The 14,381-nt window shown below is 57.0% G+C and carries 15 protein-coding genes; 6 read left to right on the top strand and 9 right to left on the bottom strand.

Annotated elements, in window-relative coordinates:
- Positions 1-14 precede the first annotated feature (14 nt).
- On the top strand, positions 15-296 hold the full coding sequence (locus ATO67_RS11165; RefSeq protein WP_067648528.1) for a YjiS-like domain-containing protein: 282 nt from the start codon (positions 15-17) through the stop codon (positions 294-296).
- A gap of 103 nt (positions 297-399) precedes the next feature.
- Here the strand turns inward: ATO67_RS11165 and ATO67_RS11160 are convergent, their stop codons facing one another.
- The 6 genes from ATO67_RS11160 to ATO67_RS11135 all read right to left on the bottom strand — a co-directional run bounded on the left by ATO67_RS11160 (position 400) and on the right by ATO67_RS11135 (position 7,048).
- Positions 400-1,773: a glutamate--cysteine ligase gene (locus tag ATO67_RS11160; RefSeq protein ID WP_067648525.1), complete on the bottom strand. Its 1,374-nt coding sequence runs from the start codon at positions 1,771-1,773 to the stop codon at positions 400-402.
- A gap of 140 nt (positions 1,774-1,913) precedes the next feature.
- Positions 1,914-2,651 carry a 16S rRNA (uracil(1498)-N(3))-methyltransferase gene (locus ATO67_RS11155; RefSeq protein ID WP_067648522.1) on the bottom strand — a complete coding sequence of 246 codons (738 nt, stop codon included), beginning with the start codon at positions 2,649-2,651 and terminating at the stop codon, positions 1,914-1,916.
- 40 nt (positions 2,652-2,691) lie between these two features.
- A complete protein-coding gene (locus ATO67_RS11150) occupies positions 2,692-4,200 on the bottom strand; it encodes an inorganic phosphate transporter (RefSeq protein ID WP_245303959.1) in 1,509 nt (502 codons plus the stop codon).
- Positions 4,201-4,263: 63 nt separating this feature from the next.
- Entirely contained in the window at positions 4,264-4,728 is a 465-nt protein-coding gene (locus tag ATO67_RS11145) for an NUDIX hydrolase (protein ID WP_067648519.1), read from the bottom strand.
- Between the two features lie 245 nt (positions 4,729-4,973).
- Positions 4,974-5,714 (bottom strand): HAD-IIB family hydrolase, encoded by a 741-nt coding sequence (locus tag ATO67_RS11140; RefSeq protein WP_067648516.1) that lies wholly within the window; start codon positions 5,712-5,714, stop codon positions 4,974-4,976.
- Positions 5,711-7,048 carry a glycosyltransferase family 4 protein gene (locus ATO67_RS11135; RefSeq protein WP_067648513.1) on the bottom strand — a complete coding sequence of 446 codons (1,338 nt, stop codon included), beginning with the start codon at positions 7,046-7,048 and terminating at the stop codon, positions 5,711-5,713. Before ATO67_RS11135 ends, ATO67_RS11140 begins: the two co-directional genes overlap by 4 nt.
- 210 nt (positions 7,049-7,258) lie before the next feature.
- Between ATO67_RS11135 and ATO67_RS11130 the strand changes: the two genes are divergently transcribed.
- From ATO67_RS11130 to glcF, 3 genes are all read left to right on the top strand, one after another.
- Positions 7,259-8,698 carry an FAD-linked oxidase C-terminal domain-containing protein gene (locus tag ATO67_RS11130; protein WP_067648510.1) on the top strand — a complete coding sequence of 480 codons (1,440 nt, stop codon included), beginning with the start codon at positions 7,259-7,261 and terminating at the stop codon, positions 8,696-8,698.
- A gap of 5 nt (positions 8,699-8,703) precedes the next feature.
- Positions 8,704-9,897, top strand: coding sequence for an FAD-binding protein (locus ATO67_RS11125; protein ID WP_067649042.1), 1,194 nt, complete (start codon positions 8,704-8,706; stop codon positions 9,895-9,897).
- 205 nt (positions 9,898-10,102) lie between these two features.
- Positions 10,103-11,410 (top strand): glycolate oxidase subunit GlcF, encoded by a 1,308-nt coding sequence (glcF, locus tag ATO67_RS11120; protein ID WP_067648508.1) that lies wholly within the window; start codon positions 10,103-10,105, stop codon positions 11,408-11,410.
- Between the two features lie 181 nt (positions 11,411-11,591).
- On the opposite strand, the gene ATO67_RS11115 is transcribed toward glcF, so the two are convergent.
- Positions 11,592-12,302: a L,D-transpeptidase gene (locus ATO67_RS11115; RefSeq protein ID WP_067648505.1), complete on the bottom strand. Its 711-nt coding sequence runs from the start codon at positions 12,300-12,302 to the stop codon at positions 11,592-11,594.
- A gap of 189 nt (positions 12,303-12,491) precedes the next feature.
- On the opposite strand from ATO67_RS11115, the gene ATO67_RS11110 reads away from it, so the two are divergent.
- A complete protein-coding gene (locus ATO67_RS11110; protein ID WP_067648502.1) occupies positions 12,492-13,121 on the top strand; it encodes a DNA-3-methyladenine glycosylase I in 630 nt (209 codons plus the stop codon).
- Positions 13,118-13,561 carry a hypothetical protein gene (locus ATO67_RS11105; protein ID WP_067648499.1) on the top strand — a complete coding sequence of 148 codons (444 nt, stop codon included), beginning with the start codon at positions 13,118-13,120 and terminating at the stop codon, positions 13,559-13,561. The genes ATO67_RS11110 and ATO67_RS11105 overlap by 4 nt, the downstream gene beginning before the upstream one ends.
- Positions 13,562-13,582: 21 nt before the next feature.
- On the opposite strand, the gene copM is transcribed toward ATO67_RS11105, so the two are convergent.
- Both copM and ATO67_RS23100 read right to left on the bottom strand, forming a co-directional pair.
- On the bottom strand, positions 13,583-13,954 hold the full coding sequence (copM, locus tag ATO67_RS11100; protein ID WP_067648496.1) for a CopM family metallochaperone: 372 nt from the start codon (positions 13,952-13,954) through the stop codon (positions 13,583-13,585).
- 56 nt (positions 13,955-14,010) lie between these two features.
- Positions 14,011-14,376, bottom strand: coding sequence for a hypothetical protein (locus tag ATO67_RS23100; protein ID WP_103087489.1), 366 nt, complete (start codon positions 14,374-14,376; stop codon positions 14,011-14,013).
- Between the last annotated feature and the right edge of the window lie 5 nt (positions 14,377-14,381).

Below are 14,381 nucleotides of genomic sequence, written 5' to 3'. Positions count from 1 at the left end.
GAAGGGATAGTGTCATGCGCACGGCAGAACGGAAGATGGAACTGGGTTTGATCGCACCACGGACGGCGACCTTTGAACAGGTTGCGACGGGCGTGAGCAAAGGTTTCGTGACGTTTCTACGCCGCATTTCCAATCGCCTCGCTGCCAATCGCCTTGTTGAGATGGATGACCATCAACTTGCCGACATTGGTTTGACGCGCCGCGATTTGAAGACTGCCCTCGACACAGGCATCATGGAAGATCCGACGACCCGGCTTGCGCGCATGGCCAGAGTGGCTGCAGCGAAGGCGTTGTAAGCGTCCGCAAGCCTTAAATCATTTCCCCGCAGGGTGATTTGCCAATAAACCCTGCCTTTGCCCGGTGTCTGCCCTCAAGCTGCACCGGGCTTTTTTATGCGCCTTAGTATTGATATTCGTCGAAAACCGGCAGAACCGACTTGCCCCAGCGGCCGTTGTAAAGCGCCAGCAAATCCTCTGCCATGGTGGCCTTCTTCGCCAGAACTTCATCCAGCGGGTTGAGGAACACGCTTTCGTCCTGCCCGTCATCGTTCAGACGTTTGCGATTGCGCAAGCCATCGCGGGCGATCGATACGGTTTCGCGGGCGATATCCATCAGTCCGTGGCCAGCCACCATGGCCTTAAGCCCCAAAGCCGGAACCGTGTCACGCATGGCGATGACATCTTCGACGGTCCAGTTCTTCGTCAATTCGTCAGCAGCGCTCAGCGCTGCGTCATCATAGAGAAGCCCCACCCAGAAAGCAGGCAGAGCACAGATGCGGCGCCATGGGCCGCCGTCCGCGCCACGCATTTCCAGAAAACGCTTCATGCGAACGTCAGGGAACAGCGTGGAAAGATGGTTCGTCCAGTCGCCCAGGTTGGGCTCCCAATCGGCAATCTGGCCTTTCAGCGCGCCGTTCATGAACTGGCGGAAGGTGATGTCGGTACAATCGCGATATTTATCATTGCGAACGATGAAATACATCGGCGCATCCAGCGCCCATTCCACATAATCCTTGAACCCGAAATCAGGCTCGAAGGTAAACGGCAACACGCCCGAGCGACGATTGTCGGTATCGCGCCAGATATCGCCACGCCAGGAAAGAAGTCCGTTCGGCTTTCCCTCTGTGAAGGGCGAGGAGGCAAACAGGGCCGTCGCCAGCGATTGCAGCTTCATCGAAACGCGCATCTTGCGGCGCATGTCGTCTTCCGACGAAAAGTCGAGATTAACCTGGATCGTGCAGGTGCGGTACATCATATCGAGACCCTGTGTGCCGACCTTGGGCATGTAGCGGGTCATGATCGCGTAGCGCGATTTCGGCATCTGCGGCGTCTCTTCATAGGTCCACAGCGGGCTGCCGCCAATGCCCAGAAAGCGAATGCCCATGGGTTCTGCGACTTCGCGCAGGGTCGCCAGATGCCGGTTGGATTCCTTACAGGTTTCATGCAGGTTTTCGAGCGGCGCGCCAGAAAGCTCGAACTGTCCGCCGGGCTCAATGGATATGGCGCCCATGCCGCTCTGTTCGCTGAGACCGATGACGTTACCCTCGTCGATGATCGGTTCCCAGCCCAGTTTTTCCTGCATGCCCTTCAGCAGAGCGGAAATGCTGGCATCGCCAAAATAGGGAACCGGCGAGTTGTCTTCCCGGAAGAAGGCAAACTTTTCGTGCTCGGTGCCAATGCGGAATTTCTCAACGGGTTTGCATCCACCCGCCAGATAGTCGGTCAAATCCTGTACGGAGGAAATGGAAGTCTGGTCGGTGGTATCGCGGGCCATGGAGTTACCTTATGGTCGATGTTTGGCTTTTTGGCTTGTTGAATTCGCTGATAGGGCGCGGCACTGGCTTAGGCAAATGAATTTCTTTCAAGCATGGCCAAAGGCAATTGTTTTGCTCCATCGCCGTGCTTCGCAGACCTCTAGTTCCAATCACCCAGAGTTGCCTGAATAACGGCAAGCGCAGCAACGGCCGCTGTATCGGCCCGCAGAATACGCGGCCCCAGTGGAATGGGTGTGACAGCCGCGTGGTCACGCAGCAATTGGCGTTCCTCGTCCGAAAAGCCACCTTCCGGGCCTACCAGAAGGGCGATCTGCTTTTCCTCGATACGGCTCAGTATCGGCAAAGGGTTTTGACCTTCGTCACCTTCGTCGCAGTAAATGATACGCCGCGAGGCATCCCAACTGTCAAGCAAATCCCTGAGCTTTATAGGCTCCAGAACCTGCGGGATGGCCAGAATGCCGCACTGTTCAGCGGCTTCGGTGACGTTGGCCCGCAGCTTGTCGAGACTGGTGATTTTGCCCTGAACATGCTGCGTCATGACCGGTTGGAGGACGCCCGCGCCCATTTCAACCGCCTTTTGCACCAGATAATCCATGCGCCCGGTTTTAAGAGGCGCAAACAGATAGTGCAGATCCGGCGTTTGAGGTTGTGCTCTCGTCTGTTCGGTGGCGGTTAGCAGGATTTTTTTGCGGGTGGGAAAGGAAAGTGTGGTTCTCCACTCACCGTCGCGCCCGTTGAACACGAGAATTTCCGCGCCATCAGTCATGCGCAAAACATTGGCGAGATAGTTATACTGGTCGCTGGTGGCCTCGACAGCTTCACCCGATTTGAGGGGCTGGCTGACGAAAAGCCGTTGCATTCGAAAATTGGCGCGCATGTTGCTCTTTGATTTTGGGTTGGATCGTCGTCACTCAAGCCTAGATAAACAGAATATACATAATTCCATAGAGTGCTGCCGCCAGCGCGGCGCTGGTGGGAACGGTAATAATCCAGGCAGCGACGATTGTCATGAAGTGCGAACGGCGCACCAGGTAGCGACGGCGCACCTCGGAGGAGTTTTCATCGTCCTCATTGCTTGTCTGGTTGACAACGTCGCTTTCAGCGCGGGCGGCATCAACGCGTGTCCGGGAGCGATGCGTGTACCATTCACGGAAGAAGCCAACGCCGAAGACGGCGCCAATAGCGGTGTGAGTCGTGCTGACCGGTATTCCCAACCGTGACGCCACCAGCACGGTGAGCGCAGTGGAAACCGACACGCAAAAGGCGCGCATCGGATTGAGCTTAGTGATCTGTTCTCCGACCAGCCGGATGAGGCGTGGACCGAACAGCAAGATGCCGCAGGACAGGCCGAAGGCGCCGATCAACATCACCCATTCCGGTGCACGAGCGGTATCGCCGACGAATTGACCCTGAGTGGCACGCACAATCGCCACGACGGGGCCGATGGCATTGGAGACATCATTGGCGCCGTGGGCGAAAGACATCAATCCGGCGGCCAGAATGAGAGGCCACTGAAACATCTTGCGCAGCGACTGATTGCGATTTTCCAGCCCTTCCGATTGTTTGCGGATGAGCGGAACGCAGAGACGCCAATTGAGAAGGCCAATAGCCAAACCCAGCAGACTTGCGGTGCCAAGTGAGACGAACACGATATTGTGAAGGCCGACCCATATGAGATAGGCTGTGAAAACGCCACTCATGACGCCAATCAGAACCGGAACCCACAACCGTGCTGCTTCGATCTTGTCGTCGCGGTAGATGATGAATTCCTTGATGAAAGCAAGAAAAACAACGGCGAAAAAGGCGCTAATGAAGGGCGTTACCATCCAGGCCAGCGCGATTTTTGACAGGGAAAACCAGTCGACCGCGCCGAACCCATAGGCTGCTGTTCCGGCACCCGCGACGCCGCCGACAATCGTATGGGTGGTCGAAACCGGTGCCTTGACGATGTTCGACAGGTTCACCAGCAGACCCGCGGTGATCAATGCGGCCAGCATGGCTAGCGTGAAGATTGCGGTATCAGGAATGGTTTCGACGCTGATAATGCCGCGCGAAATGGTTTCCACCACGTTGCCGCCGGTGATCAACGCCCCCAGCACTTCGCAGACAGCGGCCATTATCAGTGCAGCGCCGATCGGTAGGGCTTTGGCACCAACAGCCGGACCGACATTGTTGGCCACATCCTTAGCGCCGATGTTCAGGGCCATGTAGGCACCGATAATCGCCGCAGCCACGACGATAACCGCGCCCGGTGTGCCGCCGACAAAGGCATTCGCCAGCAAGGCGGCCATGATCAGAAAAAGCAGACCGATGCCGGGTGCCGTCAAACGGTCTGTGATGTGGAACGTCGCCTCCTCGACACGCGTAACCCGATCCAGATCCTTATCCAGTGTCGGCTTCATGCGGTTGGAAGGTGGTCGCACCATCGATCTGCTTTCATCTGCGGCTTTAGCCGCGTGTGCAGGCGTTGGAGCGGCGTTGTCTGGGTCTTACAAATTGACGTCTTTTTGAATGGGTCGCTTTTGAGTTTGCGCCATTTGCTTGTCGAAGGAAAGGAAAAGTTCTTTCAATTCGGGCTCATTGACGCGACGCGATGCTTCCTCTGCAGTCACCCATTCAAGTGTCCGACTTTCGCGTTCTGGAAAGTTTTTCACGAGATCGACAACCTCGAGCAGATGTACCTGCACACGGCAGACCACTTTCACGCCATTGCGCAGTTTCTTGTCGTAATCGAAAAAGCCGAAATGGTCCTTTTCAACGTTGCCGCGAACACCAGCCTCCTCGAAAGCTTCCTGTGCGGCAACGGCATGTGCCTTCTTGCCGTTCATCGGCCAGCCCTTGGGAATGACCCAGCGGCCGGTGTCCCGGCTCGTCAGCAGCAAAACTTCCAGCGCACCCTTTTTCCTGCGATAGCAAAGCGCCGCATATTGCTGGCGCGGTGGGCGGCGCAGCATCAAGCAGACGTCAGTTGCCAATCGGGTGAGCACGTTCAATGAGTTTATGTCCTTCAAATGCAATTTGTTATGTACGAAAAATCTAATGTTATGACCAGATTGGTCACGCCATATCGCCGCACAATAATATGGGATGATTCGTTCGATTGTCCGGCTGTTCGTGACCAAGGTCAATAAGCTCACAGCCAAAGCGACAGTATATTTGATGTTCAACACATAATATTATGTGATCAAAATCGACGTCTTTACAAAGACAGCCAATGTCTCAAGCCCGACATGACCCCATCTGCCTCCGCGTCTGGCGCGCAGAAGACATGGTCCTTGTCCACGGCCAACCCCTTCAATTCCGGCAAGGCATTTGACACGACGATACCCCGAACACCTGGCAATTCAAACATGGCGCGATCATTGCCCGTATCCCCGGCGACGACGACTTCATCGAGACCGATGTCGAGATGAATGCACAACCATTGGATGGCAGCACCCTTGTCGGCGGCGCGCGGGAGAATATCCAGATCGCGATTGCTGGAATAGACGATGCGGGCATCGATTTCGTTATCGACGAGGCGCCGTTCGATATCGGATATGTCGGCACCGCTTGCATCGTGGAGATACCAGCTAGACTTCAGATCATGTTGATATCGCGCAGGCTGAACGCTTGCGCCGGACACGGACGACATCACCGATACGATTTTATGTGTGTCGAATGCCTGTCCGAGAGACGCCGCGTAGGCCTGTTTTAGCGATGGCTGATCGTGGCCGGAAAGAAGCGTGCCCACGCCGCCGATAACGTAGTCGGGGTTCGGGAGAGGCACATCCTCCATCAATTCGAACTGGTCATCAAGAAGGCGTCCGCTGTTGAAAACCAGCAGCGGACGGGTTTCTTGTGGCAAGGATTGCCAGAAATCACGGAAGCGGGCCGTCGCGTCGTTGTTGCCAACGACGGTCCCATCAAGATCGGTTGAGAAAAGACGAATCGGTTTCAATCGCCATCATTCCATGGTTCGGCCCAATCGGCTTCTTCCAGTACAGGCATCATTGTACGCCCTTCGACCAAGGCAAGAAGCTGTTGCGCAATGCCGGTCCAGGTAAACAGGCTGCGTGCCTTGTGTGCGCCCATCCGCGACAGCCGACCGTAAAGGCGGTCATGCTTGAATGGCTTCATCATGGTGATGCCGAGATCTTCCTTGTCAAACGGGTCGGCAAACAGGGCGTGTCGCCCGTAACTGATGGCGCGGAACAGTCCGCCATGAATAGTGACCACCGTTGGCGTACCGCTTGCCATCGCCTCGATAGCCGTCATGCCGAAGGGCTCGTAACGGCTGGACAGCACAAACAGATCCGCTGCACGGTAGATATCCGGCAGGTCTTCGTCTTCCACGTAACCGGAAAAGACGACCTTATCGTCCAGTTTGAGGGATTTTACCCGATCCTTCAGCTGGTTGAGGATATTTGTTTCCTGCTCGTCCATGTTCTCGCCGCCAACAGCTAGGTGAAGACGGGCCTCAGGCTCTCTTTCCGCCAGCACCGAGAAACCATCGATCAACAGGTCGTAGCCCTTGTTCGTCGCGAGGCGCCCCAGGGCAAGAACCGTCTTACCTTCAAATCCGAAGCGCTGACGCAGCATCTGCCGCGATCCCTCGGACACCGGGAAGAACCGGTTGTCATCGTAACCAGGCGGAATCATGTGGATGTGCTTGCGCTTCAGGCCGTAGTCTTCGATCAGTACGTCCAGTTGCACCGGCGTGGTTGCAATCACCATGTCGCAGCTGCGATAGACGATCAGCTCATGCTGGATGCGTTCCTTGAAATTGAACTCCAACTCGAACGTATCCGTCTTTTCCGGGTAGTCAGTCTCCATCTGACGTTTTTTCCAGATGCCGATGGAATGTGGCGTGTGCAGATGCGGAATTTTCAATGCTTCCGAAAGACGCTGGCCTGCGACACCCGCGTCCCAGTAGTGACTGTTGATGAATGTATAATTGAGATCATTCTTCTTGATGAAACGAAGTGCATTTTCACACCACTCCATCATATGGCGATGCAGATATTCTTTCGGGATGAAGTTCTTGCCACCGCAAGGAATTCGAACGACCCGCACGCGATCATCAACGTCATCGATTTCCGGCTGGTCCTCGAAGCGGCGCGTGTAGAGATCGACGGTGTATCCGAGTTGGCCGAGTTTGCGCGCCAGTTCCAGCACGTAAACGACTTGTCCTCCGGTGTCAGCGGCGCCCAATGGCGGCTGTGCGGCTACGTAGCCATGTGTCGATATGAGTGCTATCCGTGGATAGCGTTCAGTTTCGCTCGTGGTAATCATAGCGTCCCATCGTAATAAAAATTTCCAGGCAACCTAGGGGAAAGTGCGCTTTGCGGAAAAAGTTCCATTAAAAAGAGATAAAATTACTCACGGGCGTCGCAGTTGTGGCACTTATTGTAGGGCCGATGTTTTTCAAGCTCGCTTGCGTCCATTGGCGAAATATTCGTAACATCATGGCCTGCATCGCAGGAGGAGGCGTGTGGAGCAATCATGTCGCAAGCCATAGAGTTTTTGAAACCCCGCCTGTCGGTTCTTGAAAACAGGGCAAGGATCGTGGCCGACCTTGCCGATCTGCTGCCGCCGGAATGTTTTGTCCACGAGTTGCGAGAGCTCGTGCCATTCGAAACGGATGCTTTCGTTTCTTACCGAAAAGTGCCGCTGGCCGTCGCGCTGCCGAAGACGACGGCACAGGCTTCCGCCGTCATGAAATATTGCCATCGTTACGGCATTCCCATCGTGCCGCGCGGGGCGGGCACATCTCTGTCCGGCGGTGCTATTCCGCAGGAGGATGCGGTGGTGATCGGCCTTTCGAAGATGGCACAGATTCTCGAGATGGATTTCTTCAACCGCACCGCCACCGTGCAGGCAGGTGTCACCAATCTGTCGATCTCTGATGTCGCAGGCTCGCAAGGGTTTTTCTATGCGCCTGACCCAAGCTCCCAACTGGCTTGCACCATCGGCGGCAATATCGGCATGAATTCCGGCGGGGCACATTGCCTGAAATATGGTGTAACCACCAACAATCTGCTCGGCGTAAAGATGGTTCTGGTGGATGGCACGGTGCTGGAAATCGGCGGCAAGCATCTGGACGCGGGCGGTTACGACCTGCTCGGCCTCGTCTGCGGTTCGGAAGGCCAGCTTGGCATCGTGACCGAAGCCACGGTGCGACTGATTGCCAAGCCGGAAGGCGCGCGGCCGGTTCTGTTCGGTTTCGAAACCTCCGAGGAGGCAGGCTCCTGCGTTGCCGATATTATCGGCTCGGGCATCATTCCCGTCGCCATCGAGTTCATGGACAAGCCGGCCATCGAGATTTGCGAGGCCTTTGCCAAGGCCGGATATCCGCTGGATGTAGGCGCATTGCTGATTGTCGAGGTGGAGGGGTCGGAAGACGAGATGGACGCCATGCTGACCGACATCGTTGCCATCGCTCGAAAACATGGCGTCAAAACCGTGCGTGAATGTCAGTCCGCCATGGAAGCCGCCGCCATCTGGAAAGGCCGCAAATCCGCATTCGGTGCGACAGGTCGCATCTCGGATTATATCTGTATGGACGGCACGGTCCCGCTCAGCCAACTGTCCTATGTGTTGAAAAAGACCAGCGAAATTGTCGATAGCCTCGGGCTTCGTGTCGCCAATGTTTTCCACGCGGGCGATGGCAACATGCACCCGCTCATCCTCTTCAACGCCAACGACCCAGAAGAGGCCGCGAAAGCTGAAGAGGCGGGCAATCAAATCCTGCGGCTCTGCGTCGATGCGGGTGGTTGCCTGACCGGAGAACATGGCGTCGGCATCGAAAAGCGCGACCTGATGCGCCACCAGTATTCAGATGCCGATCTGAACCAGCAAATGGCGGTGCGCGCTGCCTTCGATGAAGACTGGATACTCAATCCCTCCAAGGTCTTCCCGCTGGACGGACGGCCTGCGACATGAACGACATGCATCTGCCTAAAACCGAGACTGAAGCTGCCGATATCATTCGCGATCACGCGGATGCCCGCCGGGCGTTGGCAATCTTTGGCGGCAATACGCGCTCCGGCTTCGGCAATCGCGTTGCGGCTGAAGCGGCGCTCTCCTCTCGATCAATCAGCGGCATCGTGGCCTATAACCCCGCTGAAATGGTCATGACGGTGAAAGCCGGAACGCCGGTGGTTGAGGTGGAGGCGGCGCTGTCTGCTGCCAACCAGATGATGGCATTCGAACCCATGGACCACCGCGCCGTGATGGGTACTGTGGGTGAGCCGACAATTGGCGGCGTTTTTGCCGCCAATATCTCCGGCCCGCGCCGTTACGTGGCAGGTGCTGCGCGCGACAGCCTGCTCGGCATCCGCTTCGTCAATGGTCGGGGCGAGGCCATAAAAGCGGGCGGACGGGTGATGAAGAATGTCACCGGGCTCGATCTGGTCAAGCTGTTGGCGGGCTCTTATGGAACGCTCGGTTTTTTGACGGAAGTCACCTTCCGCATCCTGCCGGTTCCGCCTGCACAAACCACGCTCGTTATATCCGGCCTCGAAGACGAGGCCGCTACCCATGCCATGGCCGCCGCCATGGCGACCAGCGTCGAGGTCTCCGGTGCCGCGCATCTGCCGGAGAGCGTGAAATCCCGGTTTCTCAACGGATCGCTGCCCGATGGCGCAGCCACCGTGCTGCGGCTGGAAGGGCTCGGTGCTTCGGTTGAGGCGCGGTCGCAGAAACTGCAAACGATCCTGTCAGCACTTGGCGCTTCGGTGTTTCTCGGTGAGGACGAAAGCAAGGCGCTGTGGCAGCAAATCCGCGATGTGACGCCCTACGCGGCCAATCCGGCAAAACCGCTCTGGCGAGTCTCGGTCGCCCCCTCCCAAGGCCACAAGCTGGTGGCAGCGCTGCGGCTGGAAGCGGGCATCGATGCGTTCTACGATTGGCAGGGTGGCTTGGTCTGGATGCAGATGGACGCTCAGCCGGAAGCGGAGCTTTTGCGGCACTACGTCAAAGCGGTCGGTGGTGGTCATGCCACATTAATACGCTCGGAAGTCCGGGAGGTCATTGCGGCGTTTGAGCCACTCTCGCCGGTGGAAGCTGTGCTTTCTGGGCGGGTTAGGGGGAAGCTTGATCCGGCGGGGATTTTTAATCCGGGGAAGATGGGAATATCATGATGGTCGAATTCGTGGCTCACCCCCCTCTGTCCTGCCGGACATCTCCCCCACAAGAAGGGAGATCGATTTGCGGTGACCTTCTGCCCATCTCTGACGCCGAAGGTGAAGCGACGTCCTTGCGCCCAGCCGATCTCCCCACCTGTGGGGGAGATGTCCGGCAGGCCAGAGGGGGGCGCATCCGCACCCACGCCCGAGGTCTCCACTAATGCAAACCTCCTTCACGCCTCAGCAACTCGCCGATCCAAACGTCGCCGAATCCGAGAAAATCCTGCGCAAATGCGTGCATTGCGGTTTCTGCACGGCCACCTGTCCCACCTATGTGACGTTGGGCAATGAGCTGGATAGCCCGCGCGGACGCATCTATCTCATCAAGGATATGCTGGAAAACGACCGCCCGGCGGATGCGCAAGTGGTGACGCATATCGACCGCTGCCTGTCCTGTCTGGCCTGCGTGACCACCTGTCCCTCGGGCGTCGACTATATGCATCTGGTCGACCACGCCCGCATTCACATCGAAAACACCTACCGGCGGCCGCTGATGGATCGGCTCATCCGCGATCTGCTGGCCTTGGTGCTGCCCTATCCGAAACGGTTTCGAGTAGCTCTCAAGCTCGCCCGCCTCGGTCAGCCATTTGCGCCATTGCTTCACAAGATCAAAACACTGAAACCTTTGGCATCAATGCTAGATTTGGCACCGAAAACCACTCCGGCACCGTCGGCCTTTGCCAATCCCAGCACCCAAGTCCCTCAAGTCGAAAAACGTGGACGTGTCGCGATCCTCACAGGGTGCGCCCAACCCGTGCTCGATCCTGGTATCAACGACGCAACGATCCGGCTTCTCACCCGGCTTGGCGTCGAGGTGGTGCTGCCGGAAGGGGAGGGCTGTTGCGGGGCGCTGGTGCACCATATGGGTCGGGAAGAGCAGGCGCTAGCGTCGGCGCGGCACAATGTCGATGTGTGGATGCGCGAGATCGACAAGGGTGGTCTGGATGCCATCATCATCACCGCATCGGGCTGTGGCACCACCATCAAGGATTATGCCCATATGCTACGGCTGGATGCCACCTACGCAGAAAAAGCGCGGACTGTTTCCGGGCTGGCGAAGGATATCACCGAATATCTGGGCGGACTTGATCTGCCGTCTCTGGAGCGAAATGGTCTGACGGTGGCCTATCATTCCGCCTGTTCCATGCAGCATGGTCAGAAGATCACGACCGTGCCGAAACTTCTGCTGAAGGCGGCAGGTTTTACAGTGCGTGATCCGGCAGAGGGGCATCTCTGTTGCGGCTCGGCTGGAACTTACAACATTCTCCAGCCGGAAATTTCGGCGGAGTTGAAGGCGCGTAAGGTCAGGAATATCGAGGCGACAAAGGCCGATATCATAGCCACCGGCAATATCGGCTGCATGACGCAGATCGCAAGTGGCACGGCGATGCCAATTCTCCACACGATCGAATTGCTGGATTGGGCTTATGGCGGTAGCAGGCCAAAGAAAATCGCGATGACGCAATAAAAAACGGGCGGTCTGATCACCGCCCGTCTCTCATCGGTTGGCACTCGTAAAAGTGCTTGCCGCCCCCTGGCGTCCCCCGCCAAAAGTATATGGCCGGACCTTAGATCATTCATTCAAGCCAGCAAGCACGTTCGGGCCTGATTGCAACTCTTCGGCGTGAAGATTTATATTAGCGTTGCTATCAGATCACAATCACACGCGTGCCGACATTCACGCGCTCGTAAAGATCGGTCACATCTTCATTGCGCATGCGGATGCAACCGGAGGAATTGTTGCTGCCGATGGTCCATGGCTGGTTGGTGCCGTGAATGCGGTAAAGCGTGGAACCGAGATACATGGCGCGCGCGCCCATCGGGTTTTGCGGTCCGCCTTCCATGAAGGCCGGCAGGTAATGGCCCTTTGCGGCTTCGCGGGTGATCATTTCCTGCGGCGGCGTCCAGCTCGGCCACTCGTTCTTACGTGTAATCGTATGCGTACCGGCCCATTCGAAGCCCGGCTTGCCGACGCCAACGCCGTAACGCCGCGCCTTTCCGTTTGCCATGACGAGATAAAGAAGGCGGTTTGGCGTATCGATGACGATTGTACCCGGTGCTTCCTTGCCCTGGTACTGTACCATCTGCGGCAGGAATTGCGGGGGCGTCCGCATATTTGGCGTATTTGGTCTTACGGCCACGGCTCGTGCACGCGGCTGTTGAAACAGCGAGGGACGAACGGGCCGCTGCGGGTAGACAACCGGGCGAACCTGAGCACCACCAAGCTGCATGACCCAAGGCGCCGTCAAATCGGGGCTGACGACAACAGGCGGGCGCTCCCGGTATCGATCATTGGCAAGCGCTGGCATGGACATCGCGGAGACAAAGCTCAGCGCGAGAAAAACGGATTTCATCGACATCGGGTGAACTCTCTACATGACACCGGAACATGACAGTCACGTTCGCACCTCCGCGACAGCGAATGGTAAATGGCAGTTCATGAAAAGCCGCGATTTGGCCGAAAGCTTTTAATAAGGTTAGCACACGGTTTTGAAACAGGGTGAATCAATGGTAATCACCGGCAGACGACGAAAAAAGGCATTGACGCCATGAGTGAAACCGGACTTTCGACAGGCGACGACGGCGTTATCCGCTGCTCCTGGCAACAGGGGCTGACGGATTACGCGCTGTATCACGATGAGGAATGGGGTCGTCCGGTCAAGGATGACACGCGCCTGTTCGAAAAGATTTGCCTGGAGGGTTTCCAGTCCGGCCTGTCATGGCTGACGGTGCTGAGAAAGCGCGAGGCGTTTCGCGCCGCATTCTGCGGTTTCGATTTCGATAAGGTTGCTCAATTTGGAGAGGCCGATATCGAGCGCTGTGTGACAGATAAGGGCATCATCCGCCATCGCGGCAAAATCGTTTCCACCATCAACAACGCCCGCCGTGCCATCGAAATGCGCGACGAGTTCGGCTCGCTCGCCCGTTATTTCTGGAGCTTCGAACCGAAGGAAAACGAACGTCCGCTGGTCTTCGATTACGCGACGCTGCGCGCCAATCCGATCACGCCAGCCTCTACGCGCCTGTCGAAAGACCTGAAAAAGCGCGGCTGGACATTTGTCGGGCCCACAACGATTTACGCATTCATGCAGGCCATGGGCATGGTCAATGACCACATCGAGGGTTGCCATTGCCGCCCGCGCATTGAAACGCGAAGGCTGGAGTTTTCACGCCCGTGACCAGATTTTCAAACATTCTTCTGGCGTCTCTTCTCACCCTATCGGCGGTGGCTCCCGCCCATGCGGAAAGCCGCAATGTCGATGGCATCTGGCTGGATGATGGCGAGACTTTGAAGCCCGCCGCCATGCCCGCATCCGGCCCGCTGGTACTGAACGGCTGGACGAGGCAGGGCAGGGGCGATGTCTACCGCCTCAAGGTCAAGGCGGGTGAGACGCTGAACGTCACACTCGCCAGCCGTAGCGAATTCGTGGTGATGGCCATTTTCGATTTCGCCAAGCCGGAAGACGACGCGATCTTCTTCAGCGATGCGGGTAAGAACACGGCGGTGCTGACGCCGAAGGCGGATACGGAATGGCTGATCCGCCCCATCCTCGTGCTCAGCTCATCCCGTCGCGGCCTTGGCGCAAACTACGCCATTACAGTGGAGAAGCAGCCATAAGCTGCCTCTCCTGTTAAAACGTTATTGACCCTTGGACGCCAGCCACGCTTTCATGGTGGCAATTTCGGTTTCCTGGGCTTTGATCACCTCTTCGGCCAGCTTGCGGATTTCAGGGTCCTTGCCATACTGCAACTGTACCCTTGCCATATCGATGGCACCTTGATGATGCGGGATCATTCCCCGCACGAAATCCACATCGGCATCGCCGGTATAGTTTTCAGACATATCGCCATGCATTTTCTTGCTGGCCTCTCGATAGGCCTTGGTGGAGGCGCTTTCGCTTGCCTCGCTCTTGGTCACATGGCCCGTGTGAGCGCCGTGGTCTTGCGCATGTGCTGATGTCAGAAATGCACTGAAGAGAGCCATGGTGATGGAAATGGTTTTCATAGACATGGATTATCCTTCCTCTGTCTTGCAGAATTTTGATGGATTGTCGCAAAACTCGCCTTTCAGGCGCGGGGAGGTGGCACGGGTGGTGCCAGACCATTGCTCAGAAAAGCCTGTTGCAGGTCAGGGATGGGATAAGGGTCAAGAGCGCGCCCTTTTTCCGCGAAGTTCAGCTCGGGGATCAGTACGAGACAGGCTGCACAATGGGGCGCGTGGATCATGGTGCCCCGGTGCGGGCAGGGATCGGCGCTTTCAGTGCTTTCAGACCCGGCCACGGGTATGCTGTGATCGCCATGATCAGCTTCGTTTCCGGCTGAGACATGGATTTGTGCTGTCACGGGCACGGACATCGCCAGCCCTGCCTGCAAGGGCATCGCGCTTTGCAGAATACAGGCCATAAACATCAATGTGCGGATGATGAAGCGCATGTCGC

Origin of the sequence: Agrobacterium bohemicum (assembly GCF_001562555.1) — a bacterium.
In the GTDB taxonomy this organism is placed as follows: Bacteria; Pseudomonadota; Alphaproteobacteria; order Rhizobiales; family Rhizobiaceae; genus Agrobacterium; species Agrobacterium bohemicum.
This window is presented reverse-complemented; position numbering and strand designations above follow the sequence as displayed.